Annotated in this window: 19 protein-coding genes; 6 read left to right on the top strand and 13 right to left on the bottom strand. The window is 59.0% G+C overall.

Features of this window, described 5'->3' with window-relative positions:
- Positions 1-101 precede the first annotated feature (101 nt).
- Entirely contained in the window at positions 102-1,160 is a 1,059-nt protein-coding gene (locus tag J3D60_RS14440) for a diguanylate cyclase (protein WP_253491821.1), read from the bottom strand.
- A 190-nt stretch (positions 1,161-1,350) separates the two neighbouring features.
- A complete protein-coding gene (locus tag J3D60_RS14435) occupies positions 1,351-1,977 on the bottom strand; it encodes a TetR/AcrR family transcriptional regulator (RefSeq protein WP_065939110.1) in 627 nt (208 codons plus the stop codon).
- Positions 1,978-2,100: 123 nt separating this feature from the next.
- On the opposite strand from J3D60_RS14435, the gene J3D60_RS14430 reads away from it, so the two are divergent.
- The 4 genes from J3D60_RS14430 to J3D60_RS14415 all read left to right on the top strand — a co-directional run bounded on the left by J3D60_RS14430 (position 2,101) and on the right by J3D60_RS14415 (position 6,296).
- Positions 2,101-3,159 (top strand): MBL fold metallo-hydrolase, encoded by a 1,059-nt coding sequence (locus tag J3D60_RS14430; RefSeq protein ID WP_253491820.1) that lies wholly within the window; start codon positions 2,101-2,103, stop codon positions 3,157-3,159.
- Positions 3,160-3,266: 107 nt separating this feature from the next.
- Entirely contained in the window at positions 3,267-4,052 is a 786-nt protein-coding gene (locus J3D60_RS14425; protein ID WP_253491819.1) for a hypothetical protein, read from the top strand.
- A gap of 101 nt (positions 4,053-4,153) precedes the next feature.
- A complete protein-coding gene (locus J3D60_RS14420) occupies positions 4,154-5,659 on the top strand; it encodes an amidase family protein (protein ID WP_253491818.1) in 1,506 nt (501 codons plus the stop codon).
- A 79-nt stretch (positions 5,660-5,738) separates the two neighbouring features.
- Positions 5,739-6,296, top strand: coding sequence for an AAA family ATPase (locus J3D60_RS14415; RefSeq protein WP_253491816.1), 558 nt, complete (start codon positions 5,739-5,741; stop codon positions 6,294-6,296).
- Here J3D60_RS14415 and J3D60_RS14410 read toward each other — a convergent pair.
- The 7 genes from J3D60_RS14410 to argH all read right to left on the bottom strand — a co-directional run bounded on the left by J3D60_RS14410 (position 6,226) and on the right by argH (position 13,013).
- Positions 6,226-6,606 carry a helix-turn-helix transcriptional regulator gene (locus tag J3D60_RS14410; RefSeq protein ID WP_065939105.1) on the bottom strand — a complete coding sequence of 127 codons (381 nt, stop codon included), beginning with the start codon at positions 6,604-6,606 and terminating at the stop codon, positions 6,226-6,228. The genes J3D60_RS14415 and J3D60_RS14410 overlap by 71 nt on opposite strands.
- A gap of 94 nt (positions 6,607-6,700) precedes the next feature.
- On the bottom strand, positions 6,701-7,648 hold the full coding sequence (locus J3D60_RS14405; RefSeq protein ID WP_253491814.1) for a hypothetical protein: 948 nt from the start codon (positions 7,646-7,648) through the stop codon (positions 6,701-6,703).
- 54 nt (positions 7,649-7,702) lie between these two features.
- Positions 7,703-8,872 (bottom strand): MFS transporter, encoded by a 1,170-nt coding sequence (locus tag J3D60_RS14400; RefSeq protein WP_253491812.1) that lies wholly within the window; start codon positions 8,870-8,872, stop codon positions 7,703-7,705.
- 91 nt (positions 8,873-8,963) lie between these two features.
- Positions 8,964-9,785 carry an ABC transporter substrate-binding protein gene (locus J3D60_RS14395; RefSeq protein ID WP_253491811.1) on the bottom strand — a complete coding sequence of 274 codons (822 nt, stop codon included), beginning with the start codon at positions 9,783-9,785 and terminating at the stop codon, positions 8,964-8,966.
- 26 nt (positions 9,786-9,811) lie between these two features.
- Positions 9,812-10,576 (bottom strand): amino acid ABC transporter ATP-binding protein, encoded by a 765-nt coding sequence (locus tag J3D60_RS14390; RefSeq protein ID WP_253491810.1) that lies wholly within the window; start codon positions 10,574-10,576, stop codon positions 9,812-9,814.
- A 24-nt stretch (positions 10,577-10,600) separates the two neighbouring features.
- On the bottom strand, positions 10,601-11,479 hold the full coding sequence (locus tag J3D60_RS14385) for an amino acid ABC transporter permease (protein ID WP_025859372.1): 879 nt from the start codon (positions 11,477-11,479) through the stop codon (positions 10,601-10,603).
- Positions 11,480-11,585: 106 nt separating this feature from the next.
- Positions 11,586-13,013 (bottom strand): argininosuccinate lyase, encoded by a 1,428-nt coding sequence (argH, locus tag J3D60_RS14380; protein ID WP_253491809.1) that lies wholly within the window; start codon positions 13,011-13,013, stop codon positions 11,586-11,588.
- A 193-nt stretch (positions 13,014-13,206) separates the two neighbouring features.
- Between argH and J3D60_RS14375 the strand changes: the two genes are divergently transcribed.
- Positions 13,207-14,166 (top strand): LysR family transcriptional regulator, encoded by a 960-nt coding sequence (locus J3D60_RS14375; RefSeq protein WP_253491808.1) that lies wholly within the window; start codon positions 13,207-13,209, stop codon positions 14,164-14,166.
- A gap of 114 nt (positions 14,167-14,280) precedes the next feature.
- Here the strand turns inward: J3D60_RS14375 and J3D60_RS14370 are convergent, their stop codons facing one another.
- The 4 genes from J3D60_RS14370 to J3D60_RS14355 form a co-directional block, all read right to left on the bottom strand.
- A complete protein-coding gene (locus tag J3D60_RS14370) occupies positions 14,281-14,928 on the bottom strand; it encodes an HAD-IB family hydrolase (RefSeq protein ID WP_043293519.1) in 648 nt (215 codons plus the stop codon).
- A gap of 73 nt (positions 14,929-15,001) precedes the next feature.
- Positions 15,002-15,715, bottom strand: coding sequence for an HNH endonuclease signature motif containing protein (locus J3D60_RS14365; protein WP_253491807.1), 714 nt, complete (start codon positions 15,713-15,715; stop codon positions 15,002-15,004).
- A 199-nt stretch (positions 15,716-15,914) separates the two neighbouring features.
- Entirely contained in the window at positions 15,915-17,165 is a 1,251-nt protein-coding gene (locus tag J3D60_RS14360; protein WP_253491805.1) for a ribonucleotide-diphosphate reductase subunit beta, read from the bottom strand.
- Between the two features lie 509 nt (positions 17,166-17,674).
- On the bottom strand, positions 17,675-17,944 hold the full coding sequence (locus J3D60_RS14355) for a DUF2790 domain-containing protein (RefSeq protein ID WP_253491804.1): 270 nt from the start codon (positions 17,942-17,944) through the stop codon (positions 17,675-17,677).
- Between the two features lie 411 nt (positions 17,945-18,355).
- Between J3D60_RS14355 and acs the strand changes: the two genes are divergently transcribed.
- Complete coding sequence (acs, locus tag J3D60_RS14350; protein WP_027607760.1) at positions 18,356-20,311, top strand: acetate--CoA ligase; 1,956 nt, start codon at positions 18,356-18,358, stop codon at positions 20,309-20,311.
- Positions 20,312-20,640: the final 329 nt, after the last annotated feature.

Below are 20,640 nucleotides of genomic sequence, written 5' to 3'. Positions count from 1 at the left end.
CCCCATGGGCAGGACCATTTTTGGGTAGGCGACCAGTGGAGGCATTGTGCTATCTCGTGCGGGGCTGCACGGAGGATTCAGACCGGTGTCGCAGGACAACGTCAGGCGGAACAGGCTATCCGGTCGTCGTTGACACTGACTCGATTACGCCCGGTGTCCTTGGCGGCATAAAGTGCCCGGTCCGCCGCGTTCAGCCACATGGCTGCGTCGGTGAAGCGCGGCTGGAAGTCCGCCAGGCCGATGCTCAGGCTGACGCGCAATTCCGGTATGTGCGGGGTGCGGTAGTTGCCGAATGTTTCGCGCATCTGCTCCATGATCTGCGCCGCTTGCTCCAGAGGCATTTGCGGAAGAATCACACAGAACTCATCGCCACCGTAACGTCCGGCCAGGTCGTTTTCCCGCAGGTTGCGCCGCAGTTCCAGGCTCAGTTGCCGCAGCACCGTGTCGCCGACGATATGACCGTGGGTATCGTTGATCTGCTTGAAGTGGTCAATATCGATCAATGCGATAGTGGCGTGGCTTTGCTGCTGCTGGCACTTGTGGAACTTGAGGTGCAGCAGATCTTTCCACGAGCCGTGGTTGAGCAGGCCGGTGAGGCTGTCGGTGCGGCTCAGGGCACTGAGGGCGCGTTTATGTTCCGAGAGCTTGATCGCCAGTTGATAACAGACCATGCCGATGGCCATGGGGTAGAGGGTCAGCATCGGCAGGCAGGAGTGGACCTGCAGCAGGCTGACGTCGGGGTTGAACTGGATGCCGAACAGCGCCCACGCCACGCCGATCCCCAGCCCCTGGGCGAGCAGGCCACGCAGGAACAGGCGCCGGCCGCCGGCGGCGACGTTGTTCATGGTCATCATCGACAGGATGGTCACGGCTGTCAGCGGCGTGAACTGCGTGGCCGCCGCCCAGAACCCGCCGAGTACCGAGTCATACAGAAAGTTGCGCTGTTCAGCCTGGTAAGGGAATGGCGAGCGGGTGGACAGCTGGTACGCCAGGTGCGCCCAGGCAAACCCATTGAACAGCAGTAATGCCCAGACCCAGCCCGGCATGGCGAGCGGGTACAGGGCGCCGGTGACGCTGATGCTGCCGACACCCAGGCCGATGATCCTTGGCTGGTAGATACGCCGGGCAAATGAGAGCCCTTTGCCTCGTCTGTTTTCCATAAATTCCTGGTTCAGCTGTTTTCCACATTTACCGCGGCGCGCGGTCACCGGATCGACCGTTGATCGCATAAGGCCTGTGAATATTGTCAGTTATTCCCATAGGAATAATCAGTGGCCTTCCAGGCCATTTGCGCAAAACAGAGGGCGAATGCGTCAAAAGCGACCAGGAATGTCGCTCCTGCAATGGTTTTTACTCGGGGCGGGGGGCGCTGACTTCATAGCCGGCCAGGAACAGGTCGATGGCCGACTCAATGACGCGCGCCTGGTGAGCGGCATCCAGGGTCGGCTGGCCCAACGTGATCTGCGGCCAGAACGCGAAAGCCTTGAGCAGGCTTTGAATCTGGTGGGCGGCAAACGCCGGGTCGGTGCAGGAGAGGCGGCCGTCCTCCTGGGCGGCGCGTACCCACTGGGTAAAGCCTTCTTCGCGCTGGCTCAGGCGGGTGACCATGTCTTGCGCACGTTCCGGCGAGTGGATGGTGGCGGCGATGGCCACCCGGGCCAGATCGAGGAAATTGGTGTCCGACATCATCTTCATCTTGGCGTCCAGCAACCCGCGCAATTGTTCGCGCAGCGGGCGCTCGCTGGTGTAGCTGACATCGAGTTGGGCGACGCTGCTGGCCCAGAGCTGGTGAAGGATTTCGGCGAACAGCTCTTCCTTGCTGGCGAAATGGTTATACACCGTGCGCTTGGACACCCCAGCGGTGGCGGCGACCTTGTCCATGCTGGTGACCTCGAAGCCGTTATCGCGAAACTCAGCGATGGCCGCTGCCACGATGGCTTGGCGTTTGCGGTCGGTGAGGCGTTGAGGGGCAGTCATGGGTGGCGTTCGGCTCTTGAGGGTAAATTACACTGGGTAGTTTACTTGCTGCGGATTTTGTTGCAATCTTGAAACTACACTGTGCAGTGTAACTTATGAGCGGACCGTAGGAGTCACTCTGTAATGGCCACCATCTCAACCCGCCTCAAGTCTTCACCTGCGGCGCCCAAGCCTGCCGAGCAGGACCTGGGGCGTTTCAGCAACGAGGCCCCCGTGCAGCACGGTGGCTTTGGCAAGACCTTGCGTATCTTCTGGAACATGCTGTTTAACAAACCACGCAGCACGCGCCCGGTGGGGCAGATCCCGGTGCAACCGCTGACCCGCGAGCAATTGTTGGCGGCGCCTGATCACAGCGTGTTCCGCCTGGGGCATTCCACCGTATTGCTGAAAATGCGCGGCAAGTTCTGGCTGACCGACCCGGTGTTCGCCGAGCGTGCTTCGCCATTCAGTTGGGCTGGCCCCAAGCGTTTCCACCAGCCGCCTATCCGTCTTGAAGAGCTGCCGCCCCTGGAGGCGGTGATTCTTTCCCACAACCACTACGACCATCTTGACCATAAGGCTGTGGTCCAACTGGCCGGCAAGACCCGTTACTTTCTCGCGCCGCTGGGCGTGGGCGACATCCTGGTCAAGTGGGGTGTCGACGCCAGCAAAGTGCGGCAGCTGGATTGGTGGCAAGGCACCGAGGTGGATGGCATTCGCTTTGTCGCCACGCCGGCGCAGCACTTTTCCGGGCGCGGCCTGTTTGATGCCAACCAGACCCTCTGGTGTTCCTGGGTGATGATCGACGGCACGCGCCGCATCTTTTTCAGCGGCGACACCGGCTACTTCGACGGCTTTAAACGCATCGGCGAACAGTACGGCCCGTTCGATCTGACGTTGATGGAAACCGGTGCTTACAACGTCGACTGGCCCCATGTGCACATGCAGCCGGAGCAAACCCTGCAAGCGCATATCGACCTCAGGGGCCGTTGGCTGCTGCCGATCCACAACGGCACTTTCGACCTGGCGTTCCATGCCTGGCACGAACCTTTCGACCGCATCATGGCGCTGGCGTGGGAGCGCAATGTGTCGATTACCACACCGCCGATGGGCCAGGCGTTCAGCTTGAACCAGCCGGAGCGTGGATATGCATGGTGGCTGGAAGTGGAAACCCAAGGTGCACAAGAGCACCTTGTGGGCTGAGGGCGCAGAGGTAATGGAAAAGGAGTTTTCAAGTTGTTTCGGGTCTGCGACAGGCTCCGACGAGGATGCGATGATCCCCGGAAAATGATTTCAGGGGAGACGTTCCGATGGACAGCAAATGCAGAAAGTTTTCTCGAGCGGATGCGGTTTGCCAGGTGGGCCAGCCGTTGCCTGCGCTCTTGGATATGACCAATTCGGCGCCTTCATGCCTGCGCCCTTCCACCGATCAAGCGCCCCCCCGCAGTATCGCGTTTGATGTCGATCCCCACCCTCAAACCCACCCCAATGGTGGGGGCCTGATCCCCGGGTATAACGTACCGGCACTTCCCATCAGACCCATGCGTGATCCCTCGTTGATGCTGATTGCCTTAAGCGGTATCGAACCAGAGGGCCAGGTGATGGTGGAGGTTCCGCTGGTGGAGAACAACAGTCCCTTTGCCGCCATGCAAGTGTTGGCCGGCAGGCGCGTGGGGTATGCCGACCGATATGGACGTGGCGATGGTCACGAACCGATTCAACACCGTGCGCCCTTCATACGGGCGCTGGACGTTTTGCGCCGGGCCGGGGCGCAACTGATACCGGTGCCGGCGCAACGGGTCGACGGCACCCTCACGTTCAACCTGCACACGCATAATGAAATCGATGAACTTGTAAATGAGTACCGGCTGGATGCTCTCGTGTCGGACAGCCAAAGTGCTGCATTCCATGGTGCGTGCTGGAGTGGTTACCCGAGGTTTGGCGAGGCTCTCGATGGCGGCGGGACGTTGTGGCTCTACGGTGCACGATGGTCGAAGGAATCGTTGGCGGCGCTGGCGCAGGGTTATCGCAATGCTTGTTGCCTGGAAAATGCACAGCATGGGCTACCGGGTGTGTTGAACAATCCCACGGGTTGAACTGCCTGCATCAGGCAGGATGGGGAGAGGGAAGTTTTTAGACTGGCGCACGGCTCAATGATGGTCCTTCGTCATTTCTTACTCTTCTCCCGAGGTGGTTCATGTTTGGAATTGGATATGGTGTGAATGCGTTTGTCAGCCATGCGGCGTCTTGGATGGGGTTGCCGTTGACAGCCAATACCTCCAAACCGGTACCGCCGGGAACGGAATGGGCCAGTGTTCGCGCGCTCAGTGAACAAATGGCCAGGCCAGGCGGGCTCACATCGGAAGATCTGGTCACCTTCCTGCAGGAGCGCATTCGCAAACGCGACCCTGGATTAAACGCCATCATCGAGCTCAACCCGCAGGCGCTGGAGATTGCTCGCGAGCTGGATCGCGAGCGCGCCAGCGGCAAGGTCCGAGGACCGCTGCATGGCATTCCCGTGCTCATCAAGGACAATATCGAGACGGGCGATACCCAGCAAACCAGCGCAGGCGCCTTCGGATTGGTGGGGGCTGCGGCGATCAAGGACGCGTTTATCGTCGAACGCCTGCGCCAGCAAGGCGCAGTGATCCTGGGTAAAACCAACCTGACCGAACTGGCCGGCTTTCGCGGCAGCCCCGACGGTTTCAGCCAGCGGGGCGGGCAAACGCTCAATCCACATCAAGCGGACGCAGAGGTGGGTGGGTCAAGCTCGGGCTCGGCTGTAGCGGTCGCGGCTGGTTTGGCGCCCTTGGCCGTCGGCACCGAAACCAATGGTTCGATCGTAGTCCCGGCGGCGTTTAACGGGGTGGTCGGTTTCAAGCCGAGCGTGGGGGTGCTGAGCCGCAGCGGCATCATTCCTGCCAGCCATCGACAGGACACGCCGGGGCCCATGACGCGTTCGGTGTTTGATGCCGCGTTGTTGCTCAACGCCATGTCGGGCAGCGACCCTCAGGATTCAGCCAATGTGGATGCCCCCCAAGGCATTGACTACACCGCGTTGCTCAAGCCTGGCGCCTTGAAGGATAAACGTATTGGTTATCCCGCAACCTTTTCCGTGAATGGTGAAAACCTGCCGGTGGACAATAGCCCTCAGTTTCAAAAAACCCTTGATGTGCTTCGCGCACAAGGTGCAGTACTCGTACCGGTAAACATGCGGCTGGCGGATGCATCACGCTATGGCGAACTATTGTTTGCTGATGTGAAGAGTGAGTTGAATGATTACTTGGACAAGCGCGGTGGGCTGCCGGTCAAGTCAGTTTCCGAGTTGATCGCGTTCAATGAAAAACGCGATGGCAACGACATCGACCACCAGCCGCTGCTCAAGGAAATCGACGCATCCACCCTGACATCCGAGGAGCGCAAGCCGCTATGGGATGCACTTATCCAGGATTTTCGCAGCACAGTGGATGAGCTGATTGACGGGGAAAAGCTCGATGCCGTGGTGTCGGACTTTGAAACGAACAGCTATTTTGCAGTCGCAGTGGCCGGTTATCCAGGGATCTCGGTACCTTCCGGCAAAGACGAGCACGGCATGCCGGCCAGTGCATACTTCTTTGGTGCCCGCTGGACCGAACCCACATTGCTTGCCGTAGCCCATGGCTACGAGCAAGCCGCGAAGGCAGGTTCCAGGACCGGGCGTTGAACAACAGGCGGTTGTTGGCGTTTGTAAACTCAAGGGCTGACGCCTTCAAAAGACACACTCAATGCGATGGAGGGACGCCATGGCCTATCGAATTCATATCCTCGGTGCTGCGGGGGCGGGCACTACCACCCTGGGCAGGGCCTTGGCAGAGAGTCTGGACGTCGCTTACTTCGACACCGACGACTACTACTGGCAGCAAACCGACGCCCCCTTCACCGTTGCCCGGCCCAAGGAGGAACGCATCCGCCTGCTGCAGGAGCAGACTGCGGGCCTGGAAGGCTGGGTGCTGTCCGGTTCACTGTGCGGCTGGGGCGACGCGATGATCGCGCAGTTCACCCACGTGGTGTTCCTGCGCCTCGACCCGCACGTGCGCCTGCACCGCCTGCGCCTGAGGGAAGTGCAACGCTACGGTGATGAAATCCTGGAAGGTGGCAGTCGCCACGAGAACAGCGTCGCCTTCCTGGCCTGGGCCGCTCGTTACGACAACGGCAACCACAGCCTACGCAGCCTGCGTCGGCATGAAACCTGGTTGGCGGCACTGACCTGTCCGGTGATCCGCTTGAACTCTACGCACCATGGGGTTGGGGCGCTGGTGAATCAATTGATGCCGCTGTTGAGCCCATCAATCGCGACATAATGTTTTGTGCTGCGGGTTCGGCAGGGGCGGTGTCAAACCGCCGTACACTCATGCCCCACCCCGGCGCAAACCCCGGAAAAAACACCAGCCCCTGCGCCTCAAACCGAAAAGCCAATGCCAGGCGGGCTTCATCAGCCACGTCGCCCTGGCTTTCGAACTGTTGGATGGCATCCACCGTTACACCCGCCTGGCGGGCCAGCTCCTCGCGGCTCCAGCCCAGCATCGCGCGGGCCTGTACGCTGTGTTTGGCGGTGAATTGGTGCAGGACGATCTGCTGTTCTACGAAAGAGCTCATTGCCAGGGAGGACATGGGGTTTCTCCAGGGTTCGACGGGGGAGGACAAACTATACTGTGTTTTTGTACAGTTGTTTTGACCGCTCATCAACTGGATGTTTATCGATCCCCTAATCCAACCCAGGCACGTCCCGAATGATCAGGTGATCGAGGTTCTCGATATTCGCGCTGAACACCCCGAACGTCTGCTCGGGGTTTTTCTTGCTGGGCACCTGTTTCAGCTCCGGTGTGACCCCGTAGAAGAAACAATACAACGCCCGCTCACTGTCCGCCGCCGCCCTGATCTGCTCCAGGAACGCCTTGCGCTTGCGGTAGTTCTCGATGAGCTTTTTGCTCAGGTAGACGTTGACCGAGTAGGGCTTTTTGTCGAGCCACACCTTCTTTTCAAAGTCGATGCGAAAGCTGCTGGTGTAGTCCTTGATCGCTTTGACCTTGCCCCAGTAGATCAGGCCCTTGTTGTCTTGCAGGTATTCGATCTTCTTGAAAAACGCCGCGTAAGTCGCGGAGTGCTCGCCGATTTTCAGCGGCATGTTTTTCAGCTTTTCCTTGTCGTCGATGTTCGACACATAACATTCCACCGGGTGGGCGAACACGCTGGTTTTGTCCGGGGTGGTGTCGCTGGCACTGACAGATTCGCCGCTGCGGGGTGAAGGTGTTTTCGCTGAATCTTGCAGGGCCAGCCCCTCGTTGCCGACCTCCGCGGTTTTACGCTCGTACGTACGACGGGTGAGGACAAATTCCGATGGGAAATTGTCCTCACGCTCATCGCCGTTTTCGCCCTCTGCGCTCTTGTGGAGACTGGCATAGCGGCAGCCGTCGATATGCCGGGTGCTCGGCGTGTTTTTGAAGTGCGGGGTGCGTTGGTAGTTGACGTTCCTGGCGTTGAACGTGCTCAGCACATTGCCTGCTTCGAAGGCGGCACGACAGGCATCGTTGGGGCACAGGAAACTGTCCTGGTCGGAATCGTAGGTGGCGGTTTCGTCGAAATTCAGGTCTCGTACGTCGTAGATCGACAGCTTGTCATCGAGACTCAGGCTGTAGGCCGTGTCGAATTTCATGGGGCTCGGGTCCGTGAGAGGTTTCGCTATTAATAGCGGGAACCCGCGTAAATATCAGCAAGAACCTGCAACCCGGCGTCCACTGAGGAAGCACAAGGTCCCGCCTATCGCTGTGAGTGTACCCAAGGCATAGAACATGCTGGCCGGCGCTGCGTTGATCAGCAGATACCCGCATATCACCGGGCTCATTGCCCCGCCGAACGCTGCAAGGTTCTGCGCGCCGTAGTAACTGCCGCGCAGTGCATCCGGGGCAATGGTGTCGATAAACAGGAACTCCGAGGGGTAGATGATCATCTCGCCCAAGGTGAACACGAACATCGCCAGGCACCAGGTCACCAGGCTATCCGCCAGGTTGAAGCCGATCAGCCCGACAATAAACAGCAGCGTGCCCAGTACGATCCAGTAGCGCAGTTGCTCACGCTTGAGAAACCGCCCGATCTGGTACTGCATCAAGATCACGGTAATGGCATTGCACGCCAGCACGGCCGAGAGAATCTTCAGCGCTTCGGCCGGCTTGTAGGCTACCAGCAGAAATTGCGACAGATACAGCGTATAGCGGCCGTGGACAATCGTGCTCAACAGGCTGCCGCTGGTGAACAGGATCAGCGTGCGGTCGTTGCGCAGCGTACGCAGGGTGCTGAGGAAACTCAGGGGTTTGTGGCTGTCGTCCCGTTGGGTCGGGGGAATGCCGATCATCAGGAACACACTGCCAAACGCAATGGCGCTGGCGATCAGGAATGGCGCCAGCTGCATATACCCGGCGATCACCACGCCCACCATCGGGCCGGTGGCGTAGCCGACATTGGTCAGGGTGTAGCGCAGGGAAAACACCTTGGCCCGCTCACCCACCGGCAGGTTTTCGCTGATGATCGCCTTGGAGCCAATCAGGAACAGCGCCGACGCGGCTTCGGTGATCACCAGGGTCAAGGTGGTGAGGTAGAGGTTGCTGGCAAAGGTCAGCAACAGAAAACCGATAGAACTGGAGAGCATGGCCAGGATCAGCAGCTTGCGCTTTTCCAGGCGGTCGATGATGTAGCCGCCGTACAGGCCCAACAGCGTGGCGATAAACACGGCAATGCCCATCAGCAGGCCGATGTCCTGCTGGTCCAAGCCCAGGCGGGTGCTCAGCAACAGGGCCAGCAACGGGCTGGTCATGGCGCGGCTGACCACGATGGTCACCGAGCAGATCATCAGGCGGCGGATTACCAGGGAGTAGGTGGCCACGGTGGGGGCGAGCGTCCTATTGAGTACTTGATGACAACACCGATCAAATGTGGGAGGGGCAAGCCCCCTCCCACATTTTCAGACCGTGTTGTTACTGGCCGGCATTGATGGTGATCTTCTCGACCGCCCCTTGCTCCAGCTCCCACTTCTTCAAGATCTTGCCGTAGGTCCCATCATCAATCATGCCCTGCAACGCCTCACTGATCGCCGTCACCAGCTCAGTGTTGCTCTTCTCAATCCCCAGCCCCGTGAACTGCTTGGAAATCGCCAGACCCACCGGCTTGTACTTACCCTTATCCAACGACATCAAATACGGAATCGTCTCGCTGCCCTGCATCGCCGCATCCAGACGGTTCTGCTGCAACTGCGCCCGTGCATCCGCCGAGCCTTCGGTGCCGATCACCACGATGGCCGGCTTACCCGCCGCTTCGCAGTGTTCCTTGCTCCATGCGGCAATTTCCGACGGCCAGGTGGTACGGCGGCTGGTGCCGACTTTTTTACCGCACAGGTCAGTCAATTCCTTGATTTCTTCACGCTTGGCCAGGGTGTACAGCTGCGGGCCGCTGGTGAAGTAGTCGATAAAGGTCACCGACTTCTGGCGCTCGGCGGTGTCGCTCATGCCCGACAGCACGATGTCCACGCGCTTGGTGGTCAGGCCGCTGAGCATTTGCTCGAAGCCGGTTTCCTGCCACTTGATCTTCACGCCCAGGCGTTCGGCGAGGGCGTTGCCCAGGTCGAAGTCAAAACCGGTGAGTGTGTTGGTGGCCGGGTCCTTGAAATCCATCGGCGGGTAGTTCGGCACGATGGCCGCGCTGATCTCGCCCTTGTCCTTGATAGCTGCCGGCAATGCCGCGAAAACACACGAGGAGGCCATCAGGCCCGCGAGCAAGGTTGGGATAAATATTTTTTTCATGGGGGCGTTCTCGTTAGTTTTGTTAGTTAAGTGCGAACGGCAGAAATAAAGCTTTGGGTACGCGGGTTTTGTGGGCTTATTAGAATGTCTTCAGGGCTGCCGGCTTCCACAATCTGGCCGGCGTCCATAAACACCATGCGGTTGGACACTTCGCGGGCGAAGCCCAACTCATGGGTGACCACGATCATGGTCATGCCGGTGGTGGCCAAATCACGCATCACCGACAGCACTTCGCCGACCAGCTCCGGGTCGAGGGCTGACGTGGGTTCGTCAAACAGCATCAGCTTGGGGCGCATTGCCAACGCACGGGCAATCGCCACACGCTGCTGTTGCCCGCCGGACAACTCCACCGGGTAGGCATTGCGCTTTTCGGCCAGGCCGACGCGGGCGAGCAATTCCAGCGCGTCCTCGATGGCTTCCTTGGGCGAACGCTTGAGCACCTGGCACGGGCCTTCGATGATGTTCTGCAACACGGTCATATGCGGGAACAAATTGAAGCGCTGGAACACCATGCCGGTGACCAGGCGCTGGCGGGCGATCTGCACTTCATTCATCTCATGCAGCTTGTTGCCGACCACCCGGTAACCCACCAGTTCGCCATCGACCCACAGGCCGCCCTTGTCGATTTTTTCCAACTGGTTGACGCAGCGCAGCAGGGTGCTTTTACCCGAGCCGGACGGGCCGATGATGCACATGACCTCACCTTGCTCGACCTCGATATTGATGTCGCGCAGCGCGTGATACTGGTCGTAATACTTGTTCAGGTTGACGGCCTTGACGATGCTTCTCATGGGGCAAATCTCCTCAACCCAGACTTACGAACGCTTGCCGGCGCCGCGGGCAAAACGACGCTCGAGGCGGCTTTGACCAAATGAAAGGACAGTCACCACCGCCAGGTACCAGATGCCGGCGACGATCAGCAGCTCCATGACCCGGGCGTTGGCGTAGTAGATGTTTTGCGCGTTGTGCAGCAGCTCGGAGTACTGGATCACGCTGGCCAGGCTGGTCATTTTCACCATGCTGATGAACTCGTTGCCTACAGGCGGAATGATCACACGCATGGCCTGCGGCAGAATGATCCTACGTAGCGCCTGCAGGCTCGGCATGCCGATGGACTTGGCCGCTTCGTACTGGCCGGTGTCCACCGACAACAGGCCGGCGCGCACCACCTCGGCGGTGTAGGCGCCCTGGTTGATACTCAGGCCGAGCAAGGCAGCCACGAAGGGCGTCATCAGGTCGACGGTGTCGATGCTGAACAAACCGGGAATCGCGATCACCGGGAAGATCAACGCCAGGTTGAACCACAGCAGCAACTGCAAAATCAGCGGCGTACCCCGGAACAGCCAGGTGTAGGTGATGGCCACGTACCGCAGGATCGGGTTGGCCGACATGCGCATGATCGCCGTGATCACCCCGATCACCACGCCCAGCGCCATCGCCAGGATCGACATGACGATGGTATTCACCAAGCCCCAGAGGATGGCCTCAGACGTGAGGAACTGGCCGATGTAGGACCATTCGATCTGGCCGTTGGCGAACGCGCGCAACAACGCGGCCAGCACAATCACGATCAACGTGGCAAAGAACATCCGCCCGTAATAGCGACGCGGCACGTGTTCGTACTGGGTGATGTCGAACTGGTTTTCGGACAGCTTGCGCTCTATTTCCAAGCGCTCGGCCGGGGTCTGGTTCATGGTGATTCTCCAAAACGGATGACGCTGCTACTGATGTACTCGGTCCAACTGTGGGAGCGGGCTTGCTCGCGAAAGCGTCAGCCTCAGCACCGCACCTCTGACAGGCTTAAATCCGAAAGCCCTGATAGCTCTCAGCCCACTGCTGCTGAGCCGCCAATGCAATCTTCAACCGCCCAATCTGCTCACGCACCCGCTCCGGTGCTGTTCCACCCCATCCACTGCGTGCCGCAATCGCCGCCTCCAGGGTCAGGCAATCGCGCACCTCGGGCGTCAGCCGCGCATCCACCTCCGCCAACATCGCTGGCGAGGCTTCCCATAACTCAATTTCATGCTTCTCACAGGCCTGCACCAACGCGCCGGTAATCTCATGGGCCTCCTTGAACGGCACACCACGGGTGGCCAGCCAGTCGGCCACTTCGGTCGCCAAGGTAAAGCCCATCGGTGCCTGGCGCCGCAGCTCCTCCACCTGGACCTTCATGGTCGCCACCATCCCGGCCATGGCTGGAAGTACCAGCAGCAAGGTGTCGACGCTGTCCAGCACGCTGTGTTTGTCTTCACTCAAATCGCGGTTGTACGACAGCGGCAAGGATTTGAGCGTCGACATCAACCCGGTCAGGTTGCCAATCAGACGCCCAGCCTTGCCCCGCGCCAACTCGGCAATGTCCGGGTTCTTTTTCTGCGGCATGATCGAGCTGCCGGTGGCGTAGGCATCGTCCAGCACCACCCAACGAAACTGCCGCGATGACCACAGGCAAAACTCCTCCGACAGCCGCGAAATATTCACCCCGAGCATGCCCGCCACAAACAGGAACTCCGCCACATGGTCACGGCTGGCGACGGCATCGATAGAGTTTTCGCACGGTCCGGTGTAGCCCATTTCCTTGGCCGACTGCGCCGGCTGTCGCGCAATCGCCGACCCCGCCATTGCTGCTGCACCCAATGGCGACAACGCCGTACGCGCATCCCAATCCACCAGGCGCTGTACATCACGCAACATCGACTGCGCGTGAGCCAGCAAGTGGTGGGCGAACACGATGGGTTGCGCCTGCTGCAAATGGGTAAAACCGGGGCAGATGCTGTCGATATGCTGCTCGGCCTGTTCCACCAACGCCTGCTGCAAACCCAGCACCTCGGTGGTGATGGTGCGCGCATGGTCCCGTAGGAAAAGGCGCAAATCGTTGGCGGTTTGATCATTACGCGAACGCCCGGCGCGCAGCTTGCCGCCCAATGCGCCCAGGCGCTCGGTCAAGACGCGTTCGATAAAGGTATGTACGTCCTCGTCATCCAGGGTGGGATGCAGGCGGCCGGCGGCGAAGTCTTCACCGATACGGTCCAGGGCTTCGAGGGTACGCAAGGTCTCCGACTCATCCAGCAAACCGGCGCGCTGCAATTCACGGGCATGGGCACGGGAGCCGGCCAGGTCGTAAGGCGTCAGGCGAAAATAGCGCTCGGGGCAACGGGACAATGCGGCCAAGGCAGCAGACGGACCGGTCTTGAAACGAGCGCCCCAAAGGCGGTCGGTGGGCTGGGACATGGGTATTCCTCACGCTTGTTTTTAGAAGAGTCGGAGGCAGTAAGAAAAGGTTTTCAACTAAGCTGAACCGGCGTCTGACGCGCCGTATTCAAGGTTGCCAAGGGCGGATGTTTATGTTCATTATCGCCGCCTGGCTATGTTCAAGGATTGGGTTGAAGCCTGTTGAATATGGCACTTGAGGTCAACGCGTATTATGGAAACTCCACTTTCCACTTCTGGAAACCTACCGCCAAAACCCGGCACACGACCGCCCCTGCAACTCAGTGGTTTGGACTTCAAACTGCTGCGGGTATTTATGGCCGTGGTCGAAGCCGGTGGCTTCAGTGCTGCGCAAAACGAGCTGAATGTGGGCCTGGCGGCCATCAGCAAACAGATCTCCGACCTCGAGATTCGTATCGGCATGCGCCTGTGTACACGGGGCCGGGAAGGCTTCGGGCTGACCGAAGAAGGCAAGTTGGTGTATCAAGCGTCCATTGAGTTATTTACCTCGGTGGACAGTTTCAGAGACAAGCTTAGTTCGGCGCAAAACGAACTCATTGGCGACCTTAGTGTGGGCGTTATTGATAACACTGTGTCCGACGTTAATTCCCCGCTGATTACCGCGTTGGGGAATTTACATAGCCAATCGCCAAAAGTTAGATTACGCCTGCATGCCTCGCAGCTGGACGAAGTTGAACGCGGCGTGGTGGAAGGGCGCTTGATTGTCGGCATCGTCCCCGTCTACCAGCGCCGCGAAGAATTTGACTACTTCCCGCTGTACGAAGAAAAGGCCCACGCCTACTGCGCCGTAGGACACCCGCTCTTCACCGCGAACGACATCACGCCCGAGGTGCTGCGCCAATATGAAGTGGTCAACCATCGGTATGCGATCCATCGCGACAAGACTAACTTCGTCAACTACGACAGCCAATCCGCCTCAGCCTCCCAGGTTGAAGCGGTCGCCATCCTGGTGCTGACCGGCCGGTTTATCGGCTTCCTGCCCGAGCACTACGCCGCACCGCTGGTAAGGGAAGGACGCCTGCGCGCACTGTGCCCTGAGCACGTTCATCTGAGCACCGCCTTCAACCTGATCCTGCGCCACAACGCGCCGAGAAGCCCGCTGGTAAAAGCCTTTGCCACCGCCCTGGGCGTAAATCTCAAAGCCACCACATAAGCCACTAGCCGAACACAGATCAAGGGGCTGAAAAAGGTCAAATGTGGGAGGTGTCGAGCTTTAGCGAGGCTGCGATCGAATCACCTCGGTCCCCCGCCAACCCCACGACCCGAATCACCGCTGCAACCGAGCCCGCTTTTTCTTCTTCGCATGAAAATGCCGAAAATGCGCATCCTGCGCGGCCGCCAACAACTCCCGATCCCCACGCGTATCGCCCCAGGCCCGCAGCCGATACTCGCCCAAATCGCCATACACCGCTTCCAGCCGCAGCACCTTATTCTCACACCGGCAGTTATTCCCGGTGAGCTTGCCGGTCAACACCCCGTCGACCACCTCAAGCTCAGTGCCAATCAACTTGATCCCAAGCCGATCGGCAAACGGCTGCAGCACCAACGCCGGCGACGCCGAACACAGCGTCACCACCGCCCCCGAGCCCAACTCCTGCTCCACCGACAACACCCCCGCCGGGCGCATCAACCGTGCCCAATTGCGCTGGCAATACTCCTCGGCCTTCTGCTGCACCCACGTCTTCTCCACCCCGGTCATAAAGGTGCGGATCAACTGCGCCTTCAACTCATCCCGGCTGATCTGCCGCACCAAAAAGCGCAGCCCGGGCACGGCCAGCTTGACCATTCGGCCATAAAACTCGCCGGTGCCAAAGGCAAACTTGAGGAAGGGCACGAAACTGTCGTGGTGGGTCAGGGTGCCGTCGAAGTCAAAGACGGAGAGTACTTTGGCATCCACAGGGCCGGCTTCGAGCATGTCTGGGTTCACGGGTTGGCCTCGGTCCTATCTAGTATTTTTTTGAGCGTGCATCAGGTGTGACAGCAGGAGTCTACTCCCGTGCCAATCTTCCGACCTTGGCGTAAAGCCCCTCGGTGAAAGCCACCCGGTCACTCGACCGGTGACAACGCTGATGGCAATTGGGACACAAGGCTACAGCATTGGTGATGCGATCCGAACCCTTCTGGGCCAGGTGCTTGACGTGATGTACTTCAAGAAATGGCAAACCGTCGACCTCAAACGGCGCGTTAGCGCCGCAGCCTTCGCAGATGCCCTCGGCCTCTTTCAGTACCCAGGCGCGTACCTTTGGGTCGCGAACAAAAGCGGTGCTGACGGTCGAGACCTTCTGCGGCTGGGCAATGCCGTCCGGTAGCTGAGTGAACGGTTGCTGCTGCAGTTTGGACGCGCGGCGGATAAGCGTTTGCTCGTCTGCTGTTTGGGCGGCGTCTTCGGATTCGAATACACCCTGTGCGGCCAGCGCTTGGCGGATACGTTGTTCGACGCCTGTGCCTACGTTCTTCGCAGGCTTATAGCCTTCGATACGGTCCCAGCCCATACGCACAAGCACGGTGGAGATATTTTGCATACGGAACTCGATAGAGCCCTTTGCACGGCCTGCCACCGGGCCTTCGCGTAGAAGGCGATTTTCGAGGGCTTTGTTAAAAGGTTGGCCGCTCTTTTCCCAGGTCAGCATCTTCAAATACGCCTCGACCGCAGCTGCCAGCTCCGCGTCGCTCCAGTCCGTTTTGTCTTTCGTAATGTCCATACAGCCGCCGAGGGTAGAAAACCCTCGGACGATACTGAGTAGCCATTATTGCGTCTACGAAATTTCCTACGTTCTGACAGGAATGAGCGGACAGCGCCATTGGTAACTGAATTGGCTGCTTTGTCTTGAAGGTTTCAAGCGAGCTTGCATAAAAAAGCCCTGAACAAGTCAGGGCTTCTCGGTTTAACTGTGCTAAGAATTAATCCCAGCTCAACGCCCCACCCGTCTGATACTCAATAACCCGAGTCTCAAAGAAATTCTTCTCTTTCTTCAAGTCCATGATTTCACTCATCCACGGGAACGGGTTGGTCGTCCCCGGATATTCTTCCTTCAACCCAATCTGCGAAAGGCGACGGTTAGCGATGAACTTCAGATAGTCTTCCATCATCGCAGCGTTCATCCCCAGCACCCCACGTGGCATGGTATCCCGCGCATATTCAATCTCCAGCTGTGTCCCTTGCAGGATCATCTGGGTCGCTTCTTCCTTCATCTCGGCATCCCACAGATGCGGGTTTTCGATCTTGATCTGGTTGATCACATCTATACCGAAGTTCAAGTGCATCGACTCATCGCGCAGGATGTACTGGAACTGCTCGGCAACGCCGGTCATTTTATTGCGGCGGCCCATGGACAAAATCTGGGTGAAGCCGCAATAGAAGAAGATGCCTTCCAGCACGCAGTAGTAGGCGACCAGGTTGCGCAGCAGCTCTTTATCAGTCTCGACGGTACCGGTTTCGAACTTCGGATCGGAGATCGAGCGGGTGTATTTCAGGCCCCAGGCTGCCTTCTTAGCCACCGATGGAATCTCGTGGTACATGTTGAAGATCTCGCCTTCATCCATGGCCAACGATTCGATGCAGTACTGGTAGGCGTGGGTGTGGATCGCTTCTTCGAAAGCCTGGCGCAGGATGTACTGGCGGCATTCCGGGTTGGTGATCAGGCGGTACACGGCCAGGACCAGGTTGTTGGCGACCAGGGAGTCGGCGGTGGAGAAGAAGCCGAGGTTGCGCATGACGATGCGGCGTTCGTCGTCGGTCAGGCCTTCGGGGTTTTTCCACAGGGCGATGTCGGCGGTCATGTTGACCTCTTGCGGCATCCAGTGGTTGGCGCAGCCGTCGAGGTACTTCTGCCAGGCCCAGTCGTATTTGAAGGGCACGAGTTGGTTGAGGTCGGCGCGGCAGTTGATCATGCGCTTTTCGTCAACGGCGACGCGGGCGGAGGCGCCTTCAAGTTCGGCGAGGCCTTCGGCGACGTCGAGTTTGTCCAGGGCAGCCTTGGCGCGCACGATGGCGGCGGAGTCACTGGCGGTGACGGCGCGGGCTTCGATGGCGGCAGCGGCGCCGGCACCGTCGAGGCGGTCCATGTTGGCTTCGGTGGCGTGGCCGGCGTTGGCGCCTTTGGTGGCTACTTCGCCGTCTTCTTCTTTGTCGAATTCGTCCCAGCTCAGCATGACGTGTCGTCTCCTGCGTGAGGGCTCAAAGGTGCCCGTGTGAAACCGGATGGTTGGGTGTTCACACGGCCCTCGGGCCGCGGTGGATCTTAAGGAATCGTTTGTTGCAACAGCTCGCGCAGGCAAATAAACGGAATTGGGTAACGGTGCTCTGCTTGAGGCTTGAGGGGCGGAGCGACAGGTGCATGCTCCAGCGCAGGCTCAAGGTCTGGCTCTTCGTCCCTGTGTAAAGGGATATTGCAGGCCCGATTTACCCGCGCATTATAGGGAAAAATTCGGCTTTGTGTTGCGGCGGATGGTCTCGGATCAGAGACAAAAAGGCGGCTATTTGAGCCAGAGTGAGGGTTTGCGGGGGTTTGATGGGGTAGGAAATTTTTGACGGGGGTGGGCTATTTATTTTGGGGGGGAGGGGAGGGCTTTTTGAGGGCAGGAAGGGAGGACCGGTTCTTTGCCGCAAGAACGATTTCTTGCGGCGAATAAGATCCGGGTCTGTCTAGCTAACGAAGTTGTTATCCGTTAGAGCAACCATTACCCATGACATGGTAATTAAGGATATGACGCTGGCCTTGGGAGTCTTCATATTCCATCTTCACTGGTACAACTTCGCAGACTTCCGGGATATTGCTCATGGACAATACTTTGGCCACATCCAGCTTGGTGCTATAGGTGTAGTCCTCAACAATCGGGGCGTTCTGGCCGGCCAGCTCGGTCGGGGCCTCGTCGGCCAGGGCGGCGGTGGCGCACAAGCTGCTGAGGGCCATAACTACGAGAGCTTTCATTTCTTTACTTACCTTCTTCAGGGCGAAAGGGGTCACGGGGCCCTTGTGAGGCCACGTGTGTAACTTAGGAATGGTTAGTTCGGATTAACGTGCCTTCGTGGGGGCTGTTACGTTGTTAATCACTGTTGTGTTAATCACAATGCCTTGGTTGGCGGAAGTGATTCTAGGCCTGCGGGTTATATTCATATACCCGTGCTTTTGATAAAGACTGTTGGCGGTTTTTGTAACAATCCCGTGGTAAAGGTTTTTTCACCCGCCTGCAAAGCCCCGCAGGCTGCGGGCCAGAGCGGCAAACGGGGATAGCAGGGCATTTTGTAGGGTCTTGTTACTACCATCGTCGAATGGTTCTATAGGCCCACCCCGGATACAACTGGGTCATACAACAACAACTATGTCACCGAGGTAAGAAAGATGAGTGCGGCTTCCCTGTACCCCGTTCGCCCCGAAGTAGCAGCCAACACGCTGACCGACGAGGCAACCTACAAGGCCATGTACCAGCAGTCGGTGGTCAACCCCGATGGCTTCTGGCGCGAGCAAGCCAAGCGCCTTGACTGGGTCAAGCCTTTCACCGCGGTGAAGCAGACCTCTTTCGACGATCACCATGTCGACATCAAGTGGTTCGCCGATGGCACCCTGAACGTTTCCTACAACTGTCTGGACCGTCACCTCGCCGAGCGCGGCGACCAGGCGGCGATCATCTGGGAGGGCGATGACCCTGCCGAGAGCCGTACCATCACCTACCGCGAGCTGCACGAAGAAGTCTGCAAGTTCGCCAACGCCCTGCGTGGCCAGGATGTACACCGCGGCGACGTGGTGACCATCTATATGCCGATGATCCCCGAAGCCGTGGTCGCCATGCTGGCCTGTACCCGCATCGGTGCGATCCATTCGGTCGTGTTCGGCGGTTTCTCGCCGGAGGCCCTGGCCGGTCGCATCATCGACTGTAAGTCGAAGGTGGTGATCACTGCCGATGAAGGCATTCGCGCCGGTAAGAAGATTCCGCTGAAAGCCAACGTCGACGACGCGCTGACCAACCCGGAAACCAGCAGCATCCAGAAGGTCATCGTGTGCAAGCGCACCAATGGCCAGATCAAGTGGAACCAGCATCGCGATATCTGGTACGAAGACCTGATGAAAGTGGCGGGCACCGTGTGTGCGCCCAAGGAGATGGGCGCCGAAGAAGCGCTGTTCATCCTCTACACCTCCGGTTCCACCGGCAAGCCCAAAGGCGTGCAGCACACCACCGGCGGCTACCTGTTGTACGCGGCCCTGACCCACGAGCGCGTATTCGACTACCGCCCGGGCGAAATCTACTGGTGCACCGCTGACGTCGGCTGGGTCACCGGCCACACGTATATTGTCTACGGCCCGCTGGCCAATGGCGCGACCACCTTGCTGTTCGAAGGCGTGCCGAACTACCCGGACATCACCCGGGTTGGCAAGATCGTCGACAAGCACAAGGTCAATATCCTCTACACCGCCCCGACCGCGATCCGCGCGATGATGGCGTCCGGCACCGCTGCCTGCGAAGGCGTCGATGGCAGCAGCCTGCGCCTGTTGGGTTCGGTGGGTGAGCCGATCAACCCGGAAGCGTGGGACTGGTACTACAAGAACGTCGGCCAATCCCGTTGCCCGATCGTCGACACCTGGTGGCAGACCGAAACCGGCGCCACCCTGATGAGCCCGCTGCCGGGCGCCCATGCACTCAAGCCGGGTTCTGCCGCGCGACCGTTCTTCGGCGTGGTACCGGCGTTGGTGGACAACCTGGGCAACATCATCGAAGGCGCCGCCGAAGGCAACCTGGTGATTCTCGACTCGTGGCCAGGCCAGGCCCGTACCCTGTACGGCGACCATGACCGTTTTGTCGACACGTACTTCAAGACCTTCCGTGGCATGTACTTCACCGGTGACGGCGCCCGTCGCGATGAAGATGGCTACTGGTGGATCACCGGCCGTGTGGATGACGTGTTGAACGTGTCCGGCCACCGCATGGGCACCGCCGAGATCGAAAGCGCCATGGTTGCCCACCCTAAAGTCGCCGAAGCGGCGGTGGTGGGTGTGCCGCACGACATCAAGGGCCAGGGCATCTATGTGTATGTGACCCTGAAGAATGGCGAAGAACCCAGCGAAGCCCTGCGCCTGGAGCTGAAGAACTGGGTGCGCAAGGAAATCGGGCCGATTGCCTCGCCGGACGTGATCCAGTGGGCACCGGGTTTGCCGAAGACGCGCTCGGGGAAAATCATGCGCCGCATCCTGCGCAAGATTGCCACGGCCGAGTACGACGGGCTGGGCGATATTTCCACCCTTGCGGACCCGGGGGTAGTGGCGCATTTGATTGAGACCCACAAGACCATGAACGTCGCGTAAGGCGGGCTGGTCAGACAAAGCCCCATTCGGTGTGAGCCGAGTGGGGCTTTTTTGTGAGTGCTTGAAATTGGAGGAGATCCAAATAAATATCGGTTTTTCGCGTAGGAGGTTTCTGAATGTTACCGAGTGGCCCAAATGTGTAACCCATCGCCCAAACATGAGGCAAAGGGCTACTCTTATGCCCCGAAAAACCGCGTTTTAGACACCCCGAGCCATAAGATTAAACGCCACACTTGCCGTGCTAGAAGGGTTTGCGAATAATAGGCCCGCAATTTGCAGCATCAACAGGTTTAATATCTTTTGTCTCTGCATAAAATTCAGAGGCTGTC

The sequence above is a fragment of the Pseudomonas sp. S3E17 genome, assembly GCF_024168685.1.
Taxonomy (GTDB): domain Bacteria; phylum Pseudomonadota; class Gammaproteobacteria; order Pseudomonadales; family Pseudomonadaceae; genus Aquipseudomonas; species Aquipseudomonas marginalis.
Note: the sequence above shows the minus strand (reverse complement) of the source record. Positions and strands in the feature narration are given on the sequence as shown.

Excerpts from the sequence above, each read along its gene's own strand:
- J3D60_RS14440 (WP_253491821.1), bottom strand. The coding sequence starts at position 1,160 with ATGGAAAACAGACGAGGCAAAGGGCTCTCATTTGCCCGGCGTATCTAC.
- J3D60_RS14435 (WP_065939110.1), bottom strand. The coding sequence starts at position 1,977 with ATGACTGCCCCTCAACGCCTCACCGACCGCAAACGCCAAGCCATCGTG.
- J3D60_RS14430 (WP_253491820.1), top strand. The coding sequence starts at position 2,101 with ATGGCCACCATCTCAACCCGCCTCAAGTCTTCACCTGCGGCGCCCAAG.
- J3D60_RS14425 (WP_253491819.1), top strand. The coding sequence starts at position 3,267 with ATGGACAGCAAATGCAGAAAGTTTTCTCGAGCGGATGCGGTTTGCCAG.
- J3D60_RS14420 (WP_253491818.1), top strand. The coding sequence starts at position 4,154 with ATGTTTGGAATTGGATATGGTGTGAATGCGTTTGTCAGCCATGCGGCG.
- J3D60_RS14415 (WP_253491816.1), top strand. The coding sequence starts at position 5,739 with ATGGCCTATCGAATTCATATCCTCGGTGCTGCGGGGGCGGGCACTACC.
- J3D60_RS14410 (WP_065939105.1), bottom strand. The coding sequence starts at position 6,606 with ATGTCCTCCCTGGCAATGAGCTCTTTCGTAGAACAGCAGATCGTCCTG.
- J3D60_RS14405 (WP_253491814.1), bottom strand. The coding sequence starts at position 7,648 with ATGAAATTCGACACGGCCTACAGCCTGAGTCTCGATGACAAGCTGTCG.
- J3D60_RS14395 (WP_253491811.1), bottom strand. The coding sequence starts at position 9,785 with ATGAAAAAAATATTTATCCCAACCTTGCTCGCGGGCCTGATGGCCTCC.
- J3D60_RS14390 (WP_253491810.1), bottom strand. The coding sequence starts at position 10,576 with ATGAGAAGCATCGTCAAGGCCGTCAACCTGAACAAGTATTACGACCAG.
- J3D60_RS14385 (WP_025859372.1), bottom strand. The coding sequence starts at position 11,479 with ATGAACCAGACCCCGGCCGAGCGCTTGGAAATAGAGCGCAAGCTGTCC.
- argH (WP_253491809.1), bottom strand. The coding sequence starts at position 13,013 with ATGTCCCAGCCCACCGACCGCCTTTGGGGCGCTCGTTTCAAGACCGGT.
- J3D60_RS14375 (WP_253491808.1), top strand. The coding sequence starts at position 13,207 with ATGGAAACTCCACTTTCCACTTCTGGAAACCTACCGCCAAAACCCGGC.
- J3D60_RS14370 (WP_043293519.1), bottom strand. The coding sequence starts at position 14,928 with ATGCTCGAAGCCGGCCCTGTGGATGCCAAAGTACTCTCCGTCTTTGAC.
- J3D60_RS14365 (WP_253491807.1), bottom strand. The coding sequence starts at position 15,715 with ATGGACATTACGAAAGACAAAACGGACTGGAGCGACGCGGAGCTGGCA.
- J3D60_RS14360 (WP_253491805.1), bottom strand. The coding sequence starts at position 17,165 with ATGCTGAGCTGGGACGAATTCGACAAAGAAGAAGACGGCGAAGTAGCC.
- J3D60_RS14355 (WP_253491804.1), bottom strand. The coding sequence starts at position 17,944 with ATGAAAGCTCTCGTAGTTATGGCCCTCAGCAGCTTGTGCGCCACCGCC.
- acs (WP_027607760.1), top strand. The coding sequence starts at position 18,356 with ATGAGTGCGGCTTCCCTGTACCCCGTTCGCCCCGAAGTAGCAGCCAAC.